This window comes from Gaetbulibacter sp. PBL-D1, assembly GCF_050509525.1.
In the GTDB taxonomy this organism is placed as follows: domain Bacteria; phylum Bacteroidota; class Bacteroidia; order Flavobacteriales; family Flavobacteriaceae; genus Gaetbulibacter_B; species Gaetbulibacter_B jejuensis.
In genome coordinates, this window is record NZ_JBNWKB010000007.1 from 105,982 (window position 1) to 128,920 (window position 22,939).

Annotated in this window: 19 protein-coding genes; 13 read left to right on the top strand and 6 right to left on the bottom strand. The window is 33.3% G+C overall.

Annotation, left to right across the window (positions count from 1 at the left end; genetic code table 11):
• The first annotated feature begins 14 nt into the window (after positions 1–14).
• Positions 15–548, top strand: coding sequence for an alpha-ketoglutarate decarboxylase (locus tag ACQ0RB_RS07645; protein WP_134200640.1), 534 nt, complete (start codon positions 15–17; stop codon positions 546–548).
• Here ACQ0RB_RS07645 and ACQ0RB_RS07650 read toward each other — a convergent pair.
• The gene (locus tag ACQ0RB_RS07650; RefSeq protein WP_131508779.1) at positions 545–895 is read right to left on the bottom strand and encodes a hypothetical protein; all 351 of its coding nucleotides are present in this window, start codon (positions 893–895) and stop codon (positions 545–547) included. The genes ACQ0RB_RS07645 and ACQ0RB_RS07650 overlap by 4 nt on opposite strands.
• Positions 895–1,869 carry a polyprenyl synthetase family protein gene (locus tag ACQ0RB_RS07655; RefSeq protein WP_430497596.1) on the bottom strand — a complete coding sequence of 325 codons (975 nt, stop codon included), beginning with the start codon at positions 1,867–1,869 and terminating at the stop codon, positions 895–897. The genes ACQ0RB_RS07650 and ACQ0RB_RS07655 overlap by 1 nt, the downstream gene beginning before the upstream one ends.
• Positions 1,870–1,991: 122 nt before the next feature.
• On the opposite strand from ACQ0RB_RS07655, the gene ACQ0RB_RS07660 reads away from it, so the two are divergent.
• From ACQ0RB_RS07660 to ACQ0RB_RS07695, 8 genes are all read left to right on the top strand, one after another.
• Positions 1,992–2,603, top strand: a complete 612-nt coding sequence (locus ACQ0RB_RS07660; protein WP_430497598.1) for a TetR/AcrR family transcriptional regulator — start codon at positions 1,992–1,994, stop codon at positions 2,601–2,603.
• The gene (locus ACQ0RB_RS07665) at positions 2,603–4,018 is read left to right on the top strand and encodes a TolC family protein (RefSeq protein WP_335972577.1); all 1,416 of its coding nucleotides are present in this window, start codon (positions 2,603–2,605) and stop codon (positions 4,016–4,018) included. Before ACQ0RB_RS07660 ends, ACQ0RB_RS07665 begins: the two co-directional genes overlap by 1 nt.
• A gap of 21 nt (positions 4,019–4,039) precedes the next feature.
• Positions 4,040–5,230, top strand: a complete 1,191-nt coding sequence (locus tag ACQ0RB_RS07670; protein ID WP_131508776.1) for an efflux RND transporter periplasmic adaptor subunit — start codon at positions 4,040–4,042, stop codon at positions 5,228–5,230.
• Between the two features lie 15 nt (positions 5,231–5,245).
• The gene (locus ACQ0RB_RS07675; RefSeq protein WP_430497601.1) at positions 5,246–8,767 is read left to right on the top strand and encodes an efflux RND transporter permease subunit; all 3,522 of its coding nucleotides are present in this window, start codon (positions 5,246–5,248) and stop codon (positions 8,765–8,767) included.
• 126 nt (positions 8,768–8,893) lie between these two features.
• Positions 8,894–10,648: an aspartate--tRNA ligase gene (aspS, locus tag ACQ0RB_RS07680; RefSeq protein WP_430497603.1), complete on the top strand. Its 1,755-nt coding sequence runs from the start codon at positions 8,894–8,896 to the stop codon at positions 10,646–10,648.
• Positions 10,649–10,693: 45 nt separating this feature from the next.
• Entirely contained in the window at positions 10,694–12,469 is a 1,776-nt protein-coding gene (locus tag ACQ0RB_RS07685; RefSeq protein WP_430497605.1) for a chloride channel protein, read from the top strand.
• On the top strand, positions 12,466–12,708 hold the full coding sequence (locus ACQ0RB_RS07690; RefSeq protein ID WP_131508772.1) for a hypothetical protein: 243 nt from the start codon (positions 12,466–12,468) through the stop codon (positions 12,706–12,708). Before ACQ0RB_RS07685 ends, ACQ0RB_RS07690 begins: the two co-directional genes overlap by 4 nt.
• 88 nt (positions 12,709–12,796) lie before the next feature.
• Positions 12,797–12,988 carry a cold-shock protein gene (locus tag ACQ0RB_RS07695; RefSeq protein WP_129760902.1) on the top strand — a complete coding sequence of 64 codons (192 nt, stop codon included), beginning with the start codon at positions 12,797–12,799 and terminating at the stop codon, positions 12,986–12,988.
• Between the two features lie 63 nt (positions 12,989–13,051).
• Here ACQ0RB_RS07695 and ACQ0RB_RS07700 read toward each other — a convergent pair whose 3' ends face one another.
• Positions 13,052–13,501, bottom strand: coding sequence for a nucleoside deaminase (locus tag ACQ0RB_RS07700; protein ID WP_131508771.1), 450 nt, complete (start codon positions 13,499–13,501; stop codon positions 13,052–13,054).
• A 79-nt stretch (positions 13,502–13,580) separates the two neighbouring features.
• Between ACQ0RB_RS07700 and ACQ0RB_RS07705 the strand changes: the two genes are divergently transcribed.
• Both ACQ0RB_RS07705 and ACQ0RB_RS07710 read left to right on the top strand, forming a co-directional pair.
• Positions 13,581–14,606 (top strand): energy transducer TonB, encoded by a 1,026-nt coding sequence (locus tag ACQ0RB_RS07705; RefSeq protein WP_430497608.1) that lies wholly within the window; start codon positions 13,581–13,583, stop codon positions 14,604–14,606.
• 22 nt (positions 14,607–14,628) lie between these two features.
• The gene (locus ACQ0RB_RS07710; protein WP_430497610.1) at positions 14,629–16,413 is read left to right on the top strand and encodes a 1-deoxy-D-xylulose-5-phosphate synthase; all 1,785 of its coding nucleotides are present in this window, start codon (positions 14,629–14,631) and stop codon (positions 16,411–16,413) included.
• Here the strand turns inward: ACQ0RB_RS07710 and ACQ0RB_RS07715 are convergent.
• On the bottom strand, positions 16,387–16,554 hold the full coding sequence (locus ACQ0RB_RS07715) for a hypothetical protein (protein ID WP_161566756.1): 168 nt from the start codon (positions 16,552–16,554) through the stop codon (positions 16,387–16,389). The two genes, ACQ0RB_RS07710 and ACQ0RB_RS07715, sit on opposite strands and share 27 nt — an antisense overlap.
• 179 nt (positions 16,555–16,733) lie before the next feature.
• Complete coding sequence (locus ACQ0RB_RS07720) at positions 16,734–18,077, bottom strand: deoxyguanosinetriphosphate triphosphohydrolase (RefSeq protein WP_430497612.1); 1,344 nt, start codon at positions 18,075–18,077, stop codon at positions 16,734–16,736.
• 202 nt (positions 18,078–18,279) lie between these two features.
• On the opposite strand from ACQ0RB_RS07720, the gene ACQ0RB_RS07725 reads away from it, so the two are divergent.
• Both ACQ0RB_RS07725 and ACQ0RB_RS07730 read left to right on the top strand, forming a co-directional pair.
• Positions 18,280–19,551, top strand: a complete 1,272-nt coding sequence (locus ACQ0RB_RS07725; protein ID WP_131508767.1) for a hypothetical protein — start codon at positions 18,280–18,282, stop codon at positions 19,549–19,551.
• Positions 19,552–19,644: 93 nt separating this feature from the next.
• Positions 19,645–22,482 (top strand): TonB-dependent receptor, encoded by a 2,838-nt coding sequence (locus ACQ0RB_RS07730; RefSeq protein ID WP_131508766.1) that lies wholly within the window; start codon positions 19,645–19,647, stop codon positions 22,480–22,482.
• Between the two features lie 75 nt (positions 22,483–22,557).
• Here the strand turns inward: ACQ0RB_RS07730 and ACQ0RB_RS07735 are convergent, their stop codons facing one another.
• On the bottom strand, positions 22,558–22,908 hold the full coding sequence (locus ACQ0RB_RS07735) for a toxin-antitoxin system YwqK family antitoxin (protein ID WP_129760896.1): 351 nt from the start codon (positions 22,906–22,908) through the stop codon (positions 22,558–22,560).
• Between the last annotated feature and the right edge of the window lie 31 nt (positions 22,909–22,939).

Below are 22,939 nucleotides of genomic sequence, written 5' to 3' on the forward strand. Positions count from 1 at the left end.
CAACTATTTATACTATGAAGACCTTTTCTACAAAATTTAACCTCAAAAAAATCATCTTATTAATACTTATTTCGGTTTGTTTTAACACTGTAAATGCCCAAGAAAACACTAGCGATTTTTGGAATCATGTGCGATTTGGAGGAGGAGTAGGACTAAGCTTTGGTGATGGCTTTTTTAGTGGCACTTTAGCACCAAGTGCTATTTATGAATTCAATAATCAATTTGCGTTAGGGCTTGGACTTAATGGAACTTACAACTCCAGAAAAAACTTTTATAAATCCACCATTTTTGGAGGTAGTTTAATTGGTCTTTTTCAACCTATAAATGAAATTCAGCTTTCTGCAGAATTTGAAGAACTCAACGTGAGCAGAAAATGGGAAGATAATTTAGGTATTGAAGACCAAAACTATTGGTATCCTGCTTTATTTATTGGTGCTGGTTACAGAACTCAAAATGTAACCTTTGGTATTCGATATGACGTTTTATATGATGAAGACAAAAGCATTTATGCTGATCCTTGGATGCCTTTTGTTAGGTTTTATTTTTAAGAGTATTTATGCTTAAACCATACTTTTTGCCATTCGCGAAGCAAAATTAAAAAAGTAACCTCTTCTGAAAGTTTTAGAGTATCATCACCATTTAGCTGTTTTATTTTATGTTCAGGCACATCAATGATGTAAAGTAAATTAAGGTACTCCGCAAATTTTTCTTGAATGAGTTTGTAAACGGTTTCATGAAGCAGTAGCTTTAAACTTGTTGGTAAAATAGCTTCATCAAAATCTAAATCAATGTTAGCAAACAAGAAATCTTTATTTAGTTGCTTTACTAATTTAGAATACAACTCAAGCTTATTTGCCTCATCAATTAATTCTTCAAAAGTTGCTGGTAGCTGCATTATACATTTCTGTTCATTAATTGTTCCCCAAATGCTTTAAGGATAGCTTTATTTTCATTTGAAATATTTAGATGTTCTAAAACTGAAAACGCCTTTTCGGTATATTTTTTTATTTCTTCTTTTGTAGCTTCAGAAGCACCACTCGACTCAAACAACTGCTTTACGGTTTCTATTTTATCCTTAGCATCTGTTGGATTAATACTAAAAAGATGCTGCAACTGTAACTTATCATTAGCATTTGAAAACTCTAGGGTTTTTAAATATAAAAAGGTCTTTTTATTTTCTATAATATCACCACCTACTTGCTTTCCAAACGTTTTTGGGTCTCCAAAAGCATCCAAATAATCATCTTGTAATTGAAAAGCTATACCTAGGTTTTTGCCAAAAGCATTAATACCTTCTTGGTCTTCTTTAGAAGATTGCGCTACAATTGCTCCCATTTGCATAGCAGCACCAACCAAAACAGCGGTTTTATACTCAATCATTTTTAAATACTCAGGAATAGTAACATCATCTCGTGTTTCAAAATCAATGTCATACTGTTGTCCTTCGCAAACCTCTAAAGCTGTTTTGCTAAATAACTTTGCCAAAGCCTGAAAAGTAGTAGCTTCATAGTTTTCAAATAACTGATATGCTAAAATTAACATTGCATCACCAGACAAAATACCTGTGTTAATATCCCATTTTTCATGAACAGTTTCTTGACCTCTTCGCAAAGGTGCATCATCCATAATATCATCATGAACTAATGAAAAATTATGAAACACCTCAACACTCAAAGCAGCATCAAGCGCTTTTTGGTATTCACAATTAAAAACTTCGGCTGCCATTAAAGTTAAAACAGGCCGCAAGCGCTTTCCTCCTAACTTTAAAATATAATTAACTGGATTATAAAGGTTTTCTGGCTCACGTTGTTTTGTAAACTCTTCCAAATAAGCTATAAACTGCTCTTGATAATATTGTACTGTTTGCATGAAACAAAAATCGGTATTTGTCGTCAGTATAACAAGCACAATCTTCAATATTAAATAATTGTTAAAACTTTGGAAACTTTTTTTGTTTTTAAAGTTTCCTATCGTAGTTTTGCCTCAGAATTATGAAGCAAGATATTTTAAAAACAGCAGTCGATTTGTTCTTAACCTATGGGTTTAAGAGTGTAACTATGGATGATATTGCCAATGCGCAAGGCATCTCTAAAAAAACGATATATCAGTATTTTGAAAACAAAACCGTATTGGTTGAAGAATCAGTAATGCTTTTGTTTCAAATTATTTCTACTGGTATTGAAGAGATTAGAACCCAAGAAAAAAACCCTATTGAAGAGATTTATGAAATCAAACAGTTTTTGATGAAAAACTTAAAAGATGAAAAGTCTTCTCCTCAATATCAACTAGAAAAATACTACCCAAAAATTTTCCATAACATTAAAGAAAAACAAATGTGCGTTATGGAAGATTGTGTTTGGTGCAACATAGAACGTGGTAAAAAAATGGGATTATTTAGAGAAGATTTGAATTCAGATTTCATATCAAAAATCTATTTTAATTGTATGATGGCTTTAAAAGACAAGTCATTATTTCCATTAGAACATTTTTCTATGAGAATGCTTATGAACAATTATCTAGAATACCATTTGCGAGGTATTTGCACAAGCAAAGGACTAGAACACTTAAACAACTATTTACAAATCAATCAAAACAATAATTAATGAAACACATCTCAATTATCCTTTTAGGGTTATTCTTGTCTTGGTCAGCTTTTGCTCAAGAAGAGAATGTCTATAATTTCAGCCTACAGGAAGCTATAGATTATGCTCTAGAAAACAATCGATCGGCACAAAATGCTACTCGAGATATAGAAGCAGCCAAAAAGCAAAAATGGGAAACCACTGCTGCAGGATTACCACAAGTTAATGTTGGTGTAGATTATCAAAACTGGTTAAAACAACAAGTTCAGCTTTTACCTGCTGCTGCTTTTGACAATACTCAAAGTACTATTGATATAGTGAATGACTATTTTGATGTAACTCAAGATAACTTCAATGTTACTACTCCTCAAGGGTTTATTCCTTTACGTTTTGGAACAAAGCAAAGCGTAACAGCAACAGCTACCTTATCTCAATTACTTTTTGATGGGTCATATCTTGTTGGCTTACAATCGGCAAAAGTGTATTTACAAATTTCTGAAAATGCCAAAGTTAAAACCGACTTAGAAGTAAGAAAAGCAGTAATTAACGCTTACGGAAATGTATTACTTGCAGAAGAAAGTATTTCTATTTTAAAAAGAAACTTAGAAGTACTAACTAAAAACCTTAACGAGACTACTAAGATTTATGAAAATGGACTTGAAGAAGAAGAAAGCGTTGAGCAATTAAAAATCACATTATCTAGTGTAGAAAGTAACCTAAGAAATACTGAGCGTTTAAAAACATTAGCTTACCAAATGCTCAATATAACTCTTGGTATTGACTTAAATTCTCAAACAACACTTACTGATAATTTAGAAACCTTAACAGCACAAAATATAAGCTTAGAGTTATTAGAGGCTGATGAGTCTGTTGAAAATACTATTGATTTTCAAATTTCTGAAAACGATATGATTTCAAAAGAGCTTTTGGTTAAACTAGAAAAAAGCAAAGCATTACCAACACTAAACGCTTTTGTTAATGGTGGCTATTCTGCATTTAGCGATGATTTTTCCTTTTTAGAAAAGGAACAAGATTGGTTTGGTTCTTCATTATTTGGTGTAAGCTTAAACATTCCAATATTTAGCTCAGGCATGCGAAGTGCTTCAACACAACGTGCTCAAATAAATCTTGAAAAAGCAAAAGCTGATTTAACCGAAACCGAACAACAAATAAGACTTAAAATAGCTAATGCTAAAAGCGAATACCAATTTGCTATTGAAGAATACGACAACAAAAAAGAAAATCTTAATCTAGCCGAACGTATCGAGCGTAAAAACCAAACCAAATTTTTTGAAGGTGTAGGTTCTAGCTTTGAGTTACGTCAAGCTCAAACTCAACTATACACTGCTCAACAAGAGTTTTTACAAGCTATGCTTAATGTAATTAACTCTAAAGCAGAATTAGAAACCACACTTAATACTATTCAATCAAACTAATCAATTACGTAATACCACATCATGAAAAAAATATATTTATTAGTAATTACAGCTTTAGTTTTAGTCTCATGTGGAGGCGAAAACAAAAAGAACTCTATGGAGAATGTTTTAAGCTCCAACAATCTAGAATTATTACGCCAAAAACGTGCTGAAGTTGTTGCAGAACAACACGAAGCAAATGAAAAGCTAAAACAACTAGATGCTGTTATTTCAAAACTAGATACTGTAAAAAAAGTACCACTTATTACTACAATTACAGCTAAACAAGAAGCGTTTAACCACTATTTTGAAGTTCAAGGTAATGTTACAACCAAAGACCTTTTAGTAATCACACCAGAATATAATGGTATTCTTACCAATGTATATGTAAAAGAAGGACAAAAGGTAACTAAAGGACAAGTGTTAGCTAAAATTGATGATGGTGGATTAGGCCAACAATTGTCTCAGCTTCAAATTCAAGCAGATTTAGCTAAAACCACTTACGAACGTCAAAAACGTTTATGGGATCAAAACATAGGTAGTGAAATTCAGTTTTTACAAGCAAAATCTAATTACGAAGCGCAACAAAAAGCTGTTGACCAAATAAAACAGCAAGTAGCTAAAACTACTGTAAGAGCTCCATTTTCTGGAACTATTGATGATGTTATCACCGAACAAGGTAGTGTTGTAGCTGCTGGTCAATCGCCTTTAATGCGAATTGTAAACCTAAGTAATATGTATATAGAAACTGAGGTTCCTGAGCGTTACATTAAAGACGTTACTGTAGGTAAACATGTAGATGTTGAGTTTCCTGTACTTGGTAAAACTGTTGAAAGTAATGTTCGTCAAGCAGGAGATTTTATCAATGCTGCTAACAGAACATTTAAAGTTGAAATTGGATTACCTAAAGGAGACAATACTATTAAACCAAACTTAACAGCGAAGTTAAAAATCAACGACTACACTAACGAGAATGCTATTTTAATTCCTCAAAGTGTTATTTCTGAAAATGCTGAAGGCGAGCAATACATATATGTTGTTGAAGATAAAAATGATAAAGAAGAAGGTGTTGCTAAAAAAGTAATTATCAAAACTGGTAAAACACAAGGCGATGTTATTGAAGTCCTTTCAGGAATTGAAAAAGGTGCTGAAATCATTAAAGAAGGTGCACGTAGTGTTAAAGACGAGCAAACAGTTAAGGTAATTAATATCAATAAAGACTCAATCAATTAACGATCAACCAAAGTTATGACTGACAAACAGAAAAAAGTCAATAAAGAATTTGGGTTGTCCTCATGGGCAATCAACAATAAAACGACAATGTATGTCCTTATATTGGTATTCTTTTATCTAGGTGTTTCGGCATTTTTTGATATGCCACGAGAAAACTTCCCAGAAGTAAACGAAACCAAAATATATGTAAGCACTGTTTTTCCAGGAAACACAGCTGAGGACATTGAAAAACTAGTAACAGACCCACTAGAAGACCAGCTAAAAACCGTTAGTAATGTAGTAGAAATAACCTCTACCTCAGCCGAAGATTACTCTATGGTAATTGTTGAGTTTGACGAAAACTTAACCGTTGAACAAGCCAAACAAAAGGTAAAAGACGAAATAGAATCTGAAACTGCTGGCGAGGATTGGCCAACATTTAATGGTGCAAAAGTAGAACCTGATGTCTTTGAGTTAAGTCTTTCAGAAGAAATGCCAATTCTAAACATTAATATTTCTGGTGATTATCCTGTAGAAAAACTTAAAGAATATGGTGAATACCTTCAAGATGAAATTGAAGACTTACTAGAAATTAAAGAAGTTGCTATTCGTGGTGCTCAAGAAAAAGAAGTTGAAGTTGCAGTAGATATTTATAAAATGACCGCAGCTAAAGTAACTTTTAGCGATATCATTAATGCCATAAATGGTGGAAACGTAACTATGTCTGCTGGTAATATCAAAGCGAGTGGGCAACGTCGTACGATTAGAGTTTTAGGTGAAATCGAAACACCTTCAGAATTGGAAAACTTTGTTGTAAAATCTGAAAACGATTATCCTATCTATTTAAAAGATGTTGCAACGGTTAGCTTTAAAGAAGAAGACAAAACCACTTATGCGCGTGAGTATGGACATCCAGTAGTAATGCTCGATGTAAAAAAACGTGCTGGTAAAAATATGGTGGATGCTGCAGAGCAAATTCATACTATAGTTAAGGAATCTAAAGAAAATGTTTTCCCTCAAGATTTAGACATTACCATTACTAACGATCAATCTTCAGTTACTATTGGTCAAGTTGATGATTTGGTAAACAATATCATTTTTGGAGTTATTCTGGTAGTAACCGTTTTAATGTTCTTCTTAGGATTCAAAAACGCCATATTTGTTGGGTTTGCAATACCAATGTCTATGTTTATGTCGCTCATGATACTTAGTATGTTTGGTATTACCCTAAACACCATGGTATTATTTGGGCTAATTATGGGACTTGGTATGTTGGTAGACAATGGTATTGTGGTTGTTGAAAACGTCTATCGTTTAATGGACGAAGAAGGCATGAGCCGAATTGAAGCTGCTAAAAAAGGTATTGGTGAAATTGCCTTCCCAATTATCATTTCTACAGCAACTACTGTAGCTGCCTTTATTCCATTAGGATTATGGCCTGGAATTATGGGTGAATTTATGATGATTTTACCTCAAACATTATCCATAGTATTAGGGTCTTCATTATTTGTTGCAATTTTCTTTAACTCAGTTTTGGTATCGCAGTTTATGAATACCGAAGACAAAGACATGCCACTTCACAAAATCATAAGAACAACAATTATAATGGCTGTTATTGGTATTATTATATTTATTGTTGGTGGAGAATACAGAGCTTTAGGAACCTTAATGGTATTTACAGCTGTTATGCTTTGGGTGTATCGATTGTTTTTACGTAAATGGGCAAATAATTTCCAAACCAAAACATTAGTAAAACTAGAAAACTGGTATGAAAGACAATTGCGTAAAGCCTTAAAAGGTTGGCGTCCTTACGGTTTAACTATCGGAACATTTTTACTACTTATTATTGCTTTTATAGCTTTTGGAGCTTCATTGGCTACACAACGTACTAAAGTAGAGTTTTTCCCAGATAACATCCCAAATCAAATTATTGTTTACATTGAATATCCTGAAGGTACAGCCATTGAAAAAACCAATGCTATTACCAAAGAGATTGAAAAGATTGTTTACAATGTTTTAGATGACGACCAATATAAAAATGGCAGTTACAACTTTATGGTTGAAAGTGCGGTTTCTCAAGTTGGTGAAGGTGCAGGAAACCCACAAACCGATGGTGGTTCAGCTGCCGAAATGCCTCACAAAGCAAAAATTACCGCATCAATGCGTGAGTTTAAATATCGTGAAGGTGAAGACAGTGAGTTACTGCGTCAAAAAGTTCAAAAAGCATTAGTTGGTATATTCCCAGGAGTATTAATTTCTGTAGAAAAAAATGCTGATGGACCTCCTGCTGGAGCACCAATTAATATTGAATTAGAAGGTGACGACTATAATGAACTTATCAATGCTGCTGAGCAAATGCGTGAGTTCATCAACAGCAAAAACGTAGCTGGTATTGATGAGCTTAAAATTGACGTTAACAAAGACAAACCTGTAATGCGTGTTATTGTTGACAGAGAAAAAGCAGGTGAATTAGGTGTATCTGCATCACAAGTTGGACAGCAATTACGTAATTCAATTTTTGGGTCTAAAGCTGGTATTTACAAAGAAGGTGGTGACGATTATGATATTTATGTGAGATTTAATGAAGATAACCGCTACAATAAAAGTGCACTTTTCAATCAAAAAATCACATTTAGAGATATGGCAAGTGGGCAAATTAAAGAGATACCTGTTTCTGCCATTGCTCATGCCGAAAATACTTCAGGTTTTAGTGCTATTAAACACAAAGACACCAAGCGTGTGGTAACAGTTTATTCAGCATTAGCACCAGGATTTACTGATGCAGGAGCTGTGGTAACCCAAATTCAAAATGAAATGCAGGCTTACGATGGTATGCCTGACAATATTAAGGTAGATTATACTGGTCAAATTGAAGAGCAAAACAAGCAGATGGCCTTTTTAATGGGTGCATTCTTTACTGGTTTAGGTTTAATTTTCTTCATATTAATATTCCAGTTTAACTCTATTTCAAAGCCTACAATTATCATGTTAGCTATCTTCTTAAGTTTAATAGGTGTATTTGGAGGAATTGTAATAACAGGAAGTGCCTTTGTAATTATGATGACTATGGTTGGTATCATATCGCTTGCAGGAATTGTAGTTAATAATGGAGTTGTACTCTTAGATTATGCACAATTATTAATTGATAGAAAAAAGGTAGACCTCAACCTTGAAGACAATGATTATCTTGAAGAAGAAGATTTATACGAAAGTATTGTAAAAGCAGGTAAAGCGCGTTTACGTCCAGTATTGTTAACAGCTATCACTACTATATTTGGTTTAGTACCATTAGCTATTGGGTTAAACATTAACTTCTTTACTTTATTTAAAGAGTTTGACGCAAATATATATATGGGAGGAGATAACGTTATTTTCTGGGGACCATTAGCTTGGACAGTAATTTACGGATTACTTATTGCAACGTTCCTTACCCTTATTATAGTTCCTGTGCTATTTTTCTTGGCAACAAAGCTTAAAATGTGGCTTCGCAATAGGTCAGCAAGCAATGAAGAAGATGAGCAAGTAGCGTTTTCTATGAATAAACGCATTGAAGAATAATTAAAGTACTATCTTAACCTTGTTTAAGTAGTTTGATTAATAGCAGAAAAGCCTCGACAAATGTTGAGGCTTTTTTTATTTGATAATCATTTAACTTCATTAAATTTGCACATCAAAATTTATAGTATGTATAGAAGTCATAACTGTGGTGAGTTAAGAGCATCACATATTAATACAGAAGTAATACTTTCTGGTTGGGTTCAAAAAGTTCGTGATAAAGGCTTTATGGTTTGGGTAGACTTACGCGACCGTTATGGTATTACACAACTTATTTTTGATGAAGAACGTACTTCTAAAACCATGATGGAACAAGCTCAAAAGCTAGGTCGAGAGTTTGTGATTCAAGTTACAGGAACTGTTATTGAACGTGCTTCCAAAAACCCTAACATACTTACAGGCGACGTTGAAATATTGGTAAGCAAATTAACCATTTTAAACACTGCCAAATTACCTCCTTTCACTATTGAAGATGATACTGATGGTGGCGAAGAATTACGTATGAAGTATCGTTACTTAGATATTCGTCGTAATCCAGTAAAAAACAGTTTGATATTTAGACATAAAGTTACTCAAGAAGTTCGCAACTATTTATCAAAAGAAGGTTTTATAGAAGTAGAAACTCCTTATTTAATTAAGTCTACTCCTGAAGGAGCTCGCGATTTTGTGGTACCTTCTCGTATGAACGAAGGTCAATTTTATGCGCTTCCGCAATCACCTCAAACTTTTAAGCAATTGCTTATGGTTGGTGGAATGGATAAATATTTTCAAATTGTAAAATGCTTTAGAGATGAAGATTTACGTGCCGACAGACAACCTGAGTTTACACAAATAGACTGCGAAATGGCGTTTGTAGAGCAAGAAGATATCTTAAACGCTTTTGAAGGTTTAACACGTCATTTACTTAAAGAAGTAAATGGAGTTGATATTCAAGAATTCCCAAGAATGCTTTATGACGATGCTATGCGCTTGTATGGAAACGACAAACCAGACATTCGTTTTGGAATGGAGTTTGGAGAACTTAACGAAGTAGCACAACATAAAGACTTTGGTGTTTTTAACAACGCTGAATTAGTAGTAGGAATCGCTGTTCCTGGAGGAAACAGTTACACAAGAAAAGAGATAGACAAGCTTATTGACTGGGTAAAACGTCCGCAAGTTGGCGCTTTAGGAATGGTGTATTGTCGTTGTAATGATGATGGTACTTTCAAATCTTCAGTGGATAAGTTTTATGACCAAGACGATTTAGCTAAATGGGCTGAAGTAACTGGAGCTAAAGCAGGAGATTTAATTTGTGTGCTATCTGGTGACACAAATAAAGTAAGAACACAGTTAAGTGCTTTACGTATGGAGCTTGCTGAACGTTTAGGATTAAGAAAACCAAATGAATTTGCACCACTTTGGGTAATGGATTTTCCATTATTAGAATGGGATGAAGACACAGAGCGTTACCATGCCATGCACCATCCATTTACGTCTCCAAAACCAGGACAACTGGAACTTTTAGAAACCAATCCTGGAGCTGTTAAAGCAAACGCTTATGATTTAGTGTTAAACGGAAACGAAATTGGTGGTGGTTCTATTAGAATTCATGATAAAAAAACGCAAGCCTTAATGTTTGACTATTTAGGGTTTACCGAAGAAGAAGCAAAAGCACAGTTTGGTTTCCTTATGAATGCCTTTGAATATGGAGCTCCTCCTCATGGTGGATTAGCTTTTGGACTAGATAGATTAGTGGCTATTCTTGGAGGTCAAGAAACCATTAGAGATTTTATTGCATTCCCAAAAAACAATTCTGGTCGAGATGTTATGATAGACGCTCCTGCTCCTATTGATGAAGAGCAACTCACGGAACTCAATTTAAAACTCAATTTAAAATCATAAAAATAAAATCCTGCTAATTGCAGGATTTTTTAGTAGTTTTAATTTATGCCAACAAAATCATTCTTAAAACGAATACATATTTGGAGATACAAGTATATTTCCCATAAAAACTTTGTATTCCTTTTAAGTATTTTAATTGGTTTACTAGCTGGAATTGTTTCAGTAATCATAAAAAATATCACCTATGGTATTGAGTGGTTTTTAGAAACCATTACTTTTTCTCAAAGTAGTTTTTACTTCATTTTTCCAATTATTGGGTTGTGGTTAGTGTATTTATTTGTTAAGCATATTTCAAAACAACCTATTGAACACGCTATCCCAACCATACTATTTTCACTCTCAAAAAAGAATGGTTTATTAAAGCGAAGTAAAATTTACTTACCTTTAATTACTGCTCCAATAACAGTAGGTTTTGGTGGTTCGGTAGGATTATTAGGTCCTGCAATAGCTTCCGCTTCGGCTATAAGTTCTAATATTGGTCAATTATTTCATATCGATAGAAAAACAAGAACTTTATTAATAGGTTGTGCATCAGCAGGTGCTATAGCTTCTATTTTTAAATCACCTATTGCAGCAATTATTTTTGCTATTGAAGTCTTTAGTTTAGACCTCACATTTGCTTCGTTGCTTCCGCTTTTAATTGCTTCGGTATCTTCGGTATTGACATCTTATTTCTTTTTAGGTGATGAAGTGCTGTTCAACTTTACCGTTGTTGATAAATTCACCATTAAAGACACGCTGTTTTACTTAGTACTTGGTATTGGAACAGGAATAGCTTCCATTTATTTTTCTAAAATATACTTTGGCGTTTATGCATTTTTTAATCGGTTTAAAACCAATGGTCAAAAGTTAATAATAGGTGGTTTAGCAATAGGTACTATGCTTTATTTTATTCCGCCTTTATATGGTGAAGGTTTTGGTTTTATAAATGATTTATTACACGACAACCATCTAAAAGCATTAGGAAAAACTCCTTTTGACGCTTTTACTGAAAACATTTGGGTGGTTATTGCTTTATTAATAGGAATTACAATTTTTAAAGCCATTGCCATGACCACAACTCTTGCTGCTGGTGGAGCTGGTGGTATTATCATCCCAACAATGGTTATGGGTAGTGCCTTAGGAAATGTTGTGGCAAAAATCATTAATAATCTTGGACTAAATTTTAATGTTTCTGAATCTAATTTCACTTTAATAGGAATGGCAGGATTAATTGCTGGTGTACTTCACGCGCCTTTAACTGCTATATTTTTAATTGCCGAAATTACTGGTGGCTACGAACTTTTTGTTCCGTTAATGATTACAGTTTCTATGTCGTTCATTATTACAAAAAATGCTGTTGAGCACACTATTTACACTAAAGAATTGGCTGAAAAAGGCGCTTTGTTAACTCATAATAAAGACAAAAGTGTATTAACATTAATGACTTTAGATAGTGTGATTGAAAATGATTTTACGCTTTTACACCCTGAAATGTCTCTAGGCAAAATGCTTCACAAAGGTGTTGCAAAATCAAGCAGAAATTTGTTTCCTGTTGTAGATGAAGACAAACGATTGGTTGGTATTATTTTACTGGATGATATAAGAAATGTGATGTTTGACCAAAGTTTATATAACACTACCTCAGTTGAAACCTTTATGCATAATCCACCAGATTATATAAACTACAATGAAGATTCCATGCAAAAGGTAATGCAACGCTTTCAAGATTCTGGAGCTTGGAATTTACCAGTGATAAAAGATGGGAAGTACTATGGGTTTGTGTCAAAATCTAAATTACTCACTGCCTATAGACGCGAATTGATTAATTTTACATCATGATTCGATTTATAAAAATTTTTACAGGCATTGCGTTTTTTGCTTCACTAGCATCTATTATCTGTGGTTTTGTTATTGATGCAGAATACTCTCAAAAACTTATTGGATTAGGTGTGGTAGGATTGTTCTTTGTTGTGTTTCCGTTGTTTTCTTACTACAGATGGAAAGATAAAAATCTTAAAGACTATATGATTACCAATGAGAATTTAGAAAAAATGCGAAATCGTGAAAAAAAACGCTGATTATCAATTTTTTAATAAAAATACAATTTGTTAACATATTGCTTCATTTAATATTATACCTTTGTCCTTTAATTAATATTTTTTTACAATGACTGGAACAGTTAAATTTTTTAATGATTCAAAAGGATTTGGATTCATTACCAACGACGAAACAGGAAAAGACATTTTCGTACACGTTTCAAACCTAAATGGTGTTGAACTTCGTGAAGGCGATAGTGTGGAGTACACAGAAGAAGAAGGAAGAAAAGGGATGGTTGCCGCTAACGTGCAAGTTCTCTAAGCGATATACTTTATTTATCACAGTTTCAACGCTCAACAGAAATGTTGGGCGTTTTTTTATGCCCTAATTTAAATTGCGTTTTTCAATAAAAAAACGCTTTAACAGTTGCGAAGCTTCGTCTTGCAGTACACCTCCTACCATTTTAGTTTTTGGATGTAGTTTTGTTTTAAGGTTTATACAACCACGTTCTTCATCACTAGCTCCATACACTATCTTAGATATTTGACTCCAATACAATGCGCCTGCACACATCTGGCAAGGTTCAAGTGTGACATACAATGTACAGTTGTGCAGATATTTGCCTCCTAAAAAATTTGCTGCAGCAGTAATGGCTTGCATTTCGGCATGAGCAGTAACATCATTGAGTAACTCAGTAAGGTTGTGTGCTCTTGCTATAATTCTATCTTCAATTACAATAACAGCTCCAACAGGAATTTCGCCTTTTTCAAAAGCAATTTCAGCTTCCTGCAAAGCTTTTTTCATAAAATAGGTATCGTCAAAAGGGTTTTCCATGGTTGTAAAAATACAATTCTAATTGAATCAAAAACAAATCGGCAAGAAATTTGATATTCAAACTACAAAGCTATTAATTATGAAACCTCACTATTCAATTTCCATTCCCAAACCATGTCATGAAAACTGGTCGAAAATGACACCTAATGAAAAAGGGCGTTTTTGTCAATCTTGTTCAAAAACTGTTGTCGACTTTACAAATATGACCACTGATGACATTCAAGACTTTATCCATGCCAACAAACACCAGCGCATTTGTGGACACATTAAACAAAGTCAATTAGATACCATTAATCTAAAAGTGTCTCAAAGTGTTTTTGACCAAACACTGAGTTTTCATAAAATATTTTTATTGGCATTATTATTAGCTATGGGAACCAATATTTTTAGTTGTGCTGATGAAAAAGGCAATACAAAGAAAATTGAAAGTATTGAGTTGATAGATACAAAAACAGACACTATTGAAAAAATGGGGGAAATTGACACAGATGTTGAACAAATACTTAATGAAACTCTAGAAAAGACATCAAAAAAAGATACTATTAAAGGCATTAAACCACCACCAAAACCTGTGTTAACTGGTATAGTTATTGAAATTGAGGAACACCCAAAAACTGATAAAGCTTCATCACAGACATCAAAAAAAGATTCTACAGAAATTACTGCTCCTCCTTTTTGCCCTATTCCTAATGTAACTGGAGAAATTATTGAAGTTGAAGGAATGCTTGAAGTCGAAGAAAAAAATATAATATTAGGTTTTATTCAAGTTGAAAATCCTCCTGAGTTTAAAAACACACCTAAAAGTTTAAGTGTTGTTGAAAAACGAGATTATTTTAATAAAAAAATCGGTGAATTTGTGAATGAGAATTTTAAAATACCGCAAGGAGATTTAGGTTTATCTGGCAAACAAAGAATTCATGTCCAATTCACTATAGATGAGCAAGGAACTACAAAAGACATCAAAGTAAGATCACCTCATCCTTATTTTGATAAAGAAGCCACACGAGTTATGAAGCTACTTCCTCAATTTATTCCAGCAAAACAGCGTGATAAAAATGTTGCATCAGTATATTCTTTACCTATTATTTTTGATATTAAAGACTAATTAATTCTTGTACTTTTGTATAGTGCAAAAAAAACATTTAGACCATATTAACGTTCCTAAGGATTTACGCCAGTTATCAGTTGATGATTTACCTCAACTTGCTAAAGAACTACGTGAATTTATCATTAACATTGTCGCAACTAAAGAAGGACATCTTGGTGCTAGTCTTGGTGTGGTAGAACTTACAATAGCGTTACATTACGTGTTTAATACACCTGATGATATTTTGGTTTGGGATGTTGGTCATCAAGCGTATGTGCATAAAATTTTAACTGGTAGAAAAACCGTTTTTGACACCAATAGGCAATTTGGTGGCATTAGTGGGTTTCCTAAACGTAGCGAAAGTGAGTTTGACACCTTTGGTGTTGGGCATTCTTCTACATCAATATCAGCAGCTTTAGGAATGGCAATTGCATCTCAATTAAAGGATGAAAACAAACACCATATTGCAGTCATTGGTGATGCATCAATTGCAAGCGGAATGGCTTTTGAAGGTCTTAATCATGCTGGCGTAACTGATGCTAATTTGTTGGTGATTTTAAACGACAATGCTATTGGAATAGACCCAAGTGTTGGCGCTTTAAAACAGTATTTAACCAACGTAAAAAAAGGCACTCAAAAGCAAGACAATATTTTTGAAGCTCTAAACTTTAACTATTCAGGGCCTGTTGATGGACATGATTTACCGCTTTTAATCTCAGAACTCAACAGACTAAAAACCGTTAAAGGACCAAAGTTTCTTCATATAATAACTACTAAAGGAAAAGGGTTAAAGCAAGCTGAAAACGATCAAGTAAAATATCACGCTCCTGGAAAGTTCAATGCTAAAACAGGAGAACTGATTGTTAAATCGGGTTCTAGCCAACCTCCTAAATTTCAGGATGTATTTGGATTAACTATTGTTGAGCTTGCAAAAAACAACAAAAACATAATTGGGATTACTCCTGCGATGCCTACCGGAAGTTCATTAAAATACATGATGAAAGAATTTCCTAAACGTGCTTTTGACGTTGGTATTGCCGAACAACATGCAGTAACTTTTGCTGCTGGTTTGGTTACTCAAGGTTTTACAGTGTTTTGTAATATCTATTCTACATTTTTACAACGTGCTTACGACCAAGTAATACACGATGTTGCCACTCAAAATCTTCCAGTCATTTTTTGCTTGGACAGAGCAGGATTGGTTGGTGAAGATGGAGCGACACATCATGGTGTTTTTGATTTGGCTTACTTACGATGTATCCCTAATTTAATTGTTTTTGCACCTAGAAACGAAATTGAATTACGCAATATTATGTACACTGCGCAATTAGGTTTAGACCAACCAATTGCCATAAGGTATCCTAGAGGACGAGGTAGTGTAATAGATTGGAAAACCCCTTTTGAAGCTTTACAAATAGGTAAAGGTATTCAACTAAAAGAAGGTAAAGACGTTGCTGTTTTAAGTATTGGTTCTATTTACAAAAACGTTGAAAATGCTATTGAAAACTGCAAGCATACTGATACAATTGCTCATTTTGATATGCGCTTTGTAAAACCACTTGACGAGAGTTTATTGCATCATATTTTTAAAACATTTAAAGCTGTAATAACAGTTGAAGACGGAACAGTAGTTGGTGGCTTTGGTAGTGCAGTTTTAGAGTTTAAGTCTAAATATGATTACTCAGCAAAAACAGAAATTGTTGGTATTCCTGATGAATTTATTCAACATGGAACTGTTGACCAATTACAAAAGGTTTCTAAAATGGATGTAGATAGCTTGGTTAAAACTATTGAAGACCTATTCCTCAGTATCAGTAGTAGCTAAATCTGGTTGCTGATCTACATTGTACATATCAATATTTTGTACATGCTGTGAATTTTTGCTTTTAGAGATATCGTCAATCATTAGCAAAAACGCTACTGTTACAAAAAATATAACTATCGCACCTAATAGATTTTTTTTCATCTTAGTAGATTTATGGGATTGTGTTAACAAATATAACAAATCATCGTTAAAATACAAATTTTATCGACGAAATGCAATTATTTAATTTCCCATCAATACTCTCAAAGTTCAGGCTTAATTCAACCACTTTAAAAAAAACAGTTGAAAATTATCAACATTTATATTAACAATTTGAGTATTTATAGGTGATTACCTTTAAGTTTTCTATAGGTTAAAATTGCATTACTGTCAGAAAGTTTAGAAATATAATTACATACAGCCATTAGGCAACTGTAAAGATTATCATCATTCAAATTAACAGTTTTTGGTAATGATTTTAAAACTAAACTATTAAAACTAGAAAGTGAATTATTCAATTTATTGTCGACTGCATCAGTATATACACTCAATAACTGATTTAAGACTTCATAACCAGAAATCTCTTTATCAATCACCTCATCAGACTGATAAACATTTGAAATGCTTATTTGAATAATATCCTTTATTTGAGCTTTGTATTTGCTCAAATCCAATAAGGCTTTGGAAAATGTTCCACCCAAAATAGCTTCTTCATTTTCAATAAACAATTCAACAGCTTCGTTAATTAATGTATTAATGGCTAAAGCTCTTAAATAACTAACTCTATCTTGTGTGGTCGTTAATTCATGGTATTTTGAAGTGTTAATTGAGCCTCTAACAAGATTAATAAGATACTCTAGCGCATATTCTTCTTGTATTAACCCAAGATTGATACCATCTTCAAAATCAATAATAGTGTAGCATATATCATCAGCAGCTTCAACCAAGTAAGTTAGTGGATGTCTACTAAAACTAATATCATTATCATTACTTCGCTTTACAAGGCCTAATTCTTTAACAACATCTAAAAACACTGATTTTTCACTTTGAAAAAAGCCATATTTTTTATCAGCAATATGAGTTGTTGGCTTTTTAGGCAATGACTCTTTTGGGTATTTTATAAAAGCACCTAAGGTTGCATAGCTCAACCTTAAACCTCCTTCTCTACCTGGTCTACTCTCGGTTAATATTTTAAAGCCATTGGCATTTCCTTCAAAGTCGCATAAATCTTGATACTCCTTTTTCGTAAGTTTATCTTTAAATTTTACACCTTTACCTGTTTTAAAAAACTCTCCTATACTTTTTTCTCCAGAATGTCCAAAAGGTGGATTGCCAATATCATGCGCTAAAGCAGCTGCGGCAACAATAGCTCCAAAATCATTTGCTTGATAACCATGAATATTTTGTAAATAAGGATGCTTCTCTATTAACCTTTGTCCTGCCTTTCTACCTAAAGACCTACCCACGACACTTACCTCTAAACTGTGCGTTAAACGAGTATGAACAAAATCGGTTTTAGAAAGTGGAATAACTTGAGTTTTGTCTTGAAGACTTCTAAACTCTGAAGAAAATATAACCCTATCATAATCAACCTCAAAACCTAATCTAGTCTCATCCTGCTCCTTTCTTAGCCTTTTATTAGTATCACCAAATCGTTTTAAAGAGAGTAATTGTTCCCAGTTCATAAGTAAATTATTAAGTGCTCGCAAGATAGCTAATTCAATGTTAATTTAATGTTTTGAGAAACTCAAAAAATCAAGGTTTGGTAACATTTAAATAACTTTTTTATTACCAATGTTTAACTTCTGATTAACCTTGTCTTTACAGTTCAACAGTTTCTTTGCAGCATCGATTTAATATAACAAAACTATTTTAAAAAAAAGTAAAATGAGAAAATTAACTTTAGCCGTATTAACAATGCTATCATTAGTATTTACTGGCTGTTTTAAAGATGACGATACTCCTATTATTATTGAGGAAACTACAATCATCAACCAAGGTGGTGGAGATGGTGGAGGAGATATTTGTCCTACTGTTTCTGTAACAGGAGCAATTACTTCAGACACAACTTGGTCTAGCGACAACATTTATGTTTTAAACCAAAAAGTAGTAGTAGACAATGGTGCTACTTTAACTATCCAACCAGGTACAATAATTAAAGGTTCTCCAGGAACTGGTTCATTAGCTTCTGCATTAATTATTGCTAGAGGAGCTAAAATAAACGCTGTAGGAACTGCTTCTCAGCCAATTATCTTTACTTCTACAAGTGATAACATTACTTGTGGAGAAACTGCTGGTACTAACCTAGATGTAAATGATAGAGGTCTTTGGGGAGGATTATTAGTTATGGGTTATGCTCCATGTTCTTTCTCTGGAGATATTACTGAAGCTCAAATAGAAGGTATTCCTGCTGATGATACATTTGGTCTTTATGGTGGTTCTGATGCTGCTGACAACTCTGGTGTATTACAATACATTTCTATTCGTCATGGTGGAGCTTTAATTGGAGAAGGTAACGAAATTAACGGTTTAACTCTAGGTGGTGTTGGAACTGGAACTCTTATTAGCAATATTGAAGTTGTTGCTAACGTAGACGACGGTATTGAATTCTTTGGTGGTTCAGTTAACGCTTCTAACTTATTAGTTTGGGGACAAGGAGATGACGCTCTAGATATTGACCAAGCTTACTCTGGTACTATTGATAACGCTGTTGTAGTATTAGGAGAAGCTTCTGACCACGCATTTGAAATTGATGGTCCTGAAGGTTCTTTAACAGGTTCTTTTACTTTACAAAACGCAACTATTATTGGTAACACTGTAACTGCTGATGGTGAGTATGCTGACTATAGAAGTAATGCAATGGGAGCTACAAACAATATTCTTGCTTACGGATTTAAAGCTGAGTCAGATGTTGAATTAGACAACGATGGTGTTGCAACAAATTACAACGACGGTTTAGTAACTTTTAGCAACTGGGAAATTGTGTTACCTACAGGTGTTGCTAACGTAGAAGACATCTTTGTAAATAAAGCTGAAACTGTAACAGTAACAGGTTTTGGATCTGAAGCTACTGCTGTAACTCTAGGATCTCAAACAGTTGGAGCTGATTTATCAGACTTTGACTGGACTTATGCTAGTGCTTCTGGTGCTTTGCAATAAATCTAGACATTAATCTAGACAACGTTTTAACTCCCTTAAAAAAAACAATTGTCCACTAAAATAGGGTGGACAATTGTTTATAGAATATTTATTATGAAAAAAAATATATCTACATTTATTTTCTTTTTCTTTCTTGCAGTTTCTTTTTCTTATGCTCAAAAGGGTAAAGTTGCCGGAACAGTAATGGATGGTGAGTTTGTTGAGCCTATGGCTTTTGCAAACATACTTGTAAAAGGCACTACTACTGGTACAACTTCAGACTTTGATGGAAAATATGAATTAGAATTAGAACCTGGAACTTATACTTTAATATTTTCTTTTGTTGGTTATGACACTCAAGAAATAAGTGAAATTGTTATCAAGTCTAACGAAATTACTGTAATTGATGTTACCTTAAGTACAAACTCACTTGAAACCGTTGTAGTAACCACAACAGTAAAAAGAAATACTGAAAATGCAGTATTGAACATGCAAAAAAAGTCTGTGACTTTATTAGATGGTCTTTCTGCTCAATCCATTAAAAGTAGTGGAGCAAGTTCAGTAGCTACGGCTGTAAAAAGTGTACCTGGTGTTTCTATTCAAGGTGGAAAATATGTGTATGTTAGAGGTCTTGGAGACCGTTATACCAAATCTATTTTAAATGGTGTTGATATTCCTGGTTTAGATCCAGACAGAAACACAATTCAAATGGATTTATTCCCAACAAGTATACTTGATAATGTAATAGTTTTAAAGTCTGCTTCTGCTGAGTATCCTGCTGATTTTACAGGTGGTGTAGTTGATATTATCACAAAAGATTTCCCAAATAAATTTGAGTCTTCAATTTCTCTAGGTATGGGATACAATCCTGATATGCACTTTAATGACAAATACTTGACATATACTGGTAGTGATACTGATTTTTTTGGTTATGACGATGGCACAAGAAACCTTCCAATAAACAGATACCAACCTATACCTGGTACTTTTGAAAACAGATTGTTATTAACTTCTTTAACAGATAAATTCAATAAAGAATTAGCTGCTAAGCAAGAAAATAGTGGAATGAATTTTGACTTAGGTTTTACACTTGGTGATCAGTATGATTTAGGTAATGACATGAAACTAGGTTACCAAACCTCTTTTTCTTACAAAAATGAAACAACTTTTTATGAAGAAAGAATAGATGGAGCTTGGATAAGACAAAATGGTGACCCTTCTGAATACCAACTTAACAGCACATTAAGCTCAAGAGGATCTGAAGGTATTAACAATATTATTTTAAATGGACTTGCTGGTGTATCTCTTAAGACTAAAAAGTCAAAGTATAAATTTAATGCACTACATATTCAAAATGGTGAATCAACTGCAGGTGTATATAACCAAGAGATCTCTGAAGATGGAACTGGTGGAGCTCAAGCACCTATCTATAAAAATGCACTTACTTATACTGAGCGTTCTGTAACTAACTTTTTGCTTAGTGGTAGTCATAGATTTAGCAATGACGAAAATGCATGGAATTTAGATTGGAAACTTTCTCCTACCTTTTCTAAAGTGTACGACAAAGATCATCGTATTACACCATTGAGACCTTCAGACAATAACACATTTGTTATTAGTCCTAGTACTGCTACATACCCAATAAGAATTTGGAGATGGCTTCAAGAAGAAAACTGGGTTGGTAAAATTGACTTAAAGAAAAAATACAACCTTTTTAATAGTCCTGCGCAATTAAAGTTTGGTGGTAGCTATGTATATAAGTTTAGAGATTTTAGTATTGATGCATTCACTTTTCAAATAACTGGAGACGATTCATTTATTGAAAACGGAAATGTAGATAACTTATTAGCTACTCAAAACATTTGGACACCTGACTCTGATAGCGGAACTCATATTACCTTTGGTGATACGTTTAATCCAGATAACGCTTATGAAGGTGAACATAACATTGCTTCAACTTACATTTCTAATGAGTTTAACATTACCGAGAAATTCAAGACCGTTTTAGGTTTAAGAACTGAGTATTTTAAAGCTTATTATACTGGTGCAGATACTCAAGAAGACATTGTTTATGAAAGAGAAGAAGTTCAAGATAAGTTTGACTTTTTCCCATCAGCAAACTTAATTTATTCTTTAAATGACAATGTAAATTTAAGAGCTTCTTACTATCGTACTACAGCTAGACCATCATTTAAGGAACAATCGAACTCACAAATCTATGACCCAATTACTAACAGACTGTTTATTGGTGATTTAGACTTGGTTCCTTCTTACATCAACAACTTTGATTTAAGGTATGAGCGTTATGGCGATTCAGGTCAAATGTTTGCAATAAGTGGTTTTTATAAAGACTTTAAAGACCCTATCGAAATTACATTTTTCGAATCAGCAGCAAACCAATTAACACCTGCTAATTTAGGTAATGCTACTGTAATAGGTGGTGAGTTTGAATTTAGACAACGATTAGGCTTTATTTTAGAAAGTTTAAATGACCTTAAATTCAATGCTAACGTATCTGTAATAAGTTCAAAACTTGAAATGTCTCAACAAGAATATAACCGTAGAGTACTTGCTGCAAGAGAAGGAGAATCAATAGATAGAGAGCGTGACCTACAAGGACAATCACCATTTTTATTAAATATTGGTTTAGACTACAACAACGAAGACATTGGTTTACAAACAGGATTATTTTATAATGTACAAGGTAAAACACTTGAGGTTGTTGGAACAGGAATTGTTCCTGATGTTTACACACAGCCTTTTAACAGTTTAAACTTTACATTAAACAAAGCTTTTGGAGAGACCAAAAACTCTTCTATAGAATTAAAAATAAGCAACCTATTAAACGATAAGAAAGAAAGCTTATCAGAATCTTTTAGAGCAGATGATCAAATATTCTCATTAAGAGATCCAGGAATTGAATTTTCTTTAGGTTATAGCTTTAAATTTTAATCAAATTAGTTTTATAAAATAAAAAAAGGCACTCTTTTCAGAGTGCCTTTTTGCTTTAATTTAATAAAAATAAACTTAATTTCTTATAGCTACATCAGTAGATTGTTTCCACTCTTGTACACTAGCAATTTTAGAATCTTTGTAGTCTACTTCTTTTAGTGTATCATCTACCCAAAAAAACCATTTACCAGATTTTTTACCATTGTTATAATTACCAACAGCAACTTTATTACCTTTTAAATCGTAACTTGTCCAAACACCATGCAATTCACCCTTAGCATTAAAAGTTCCTTCTTGTTCAACATTACCATTATCATGATAATAAGTAACCATAGTTAAATCTCCTTTTTTTTCTACCTTAGCATCTACCTGAGCAAAACTTAAACTAGACACCAACATCAATACAACTAATACTATATTTTTCATGTTACTTTGGGTTTTAATTAATGATTATGTA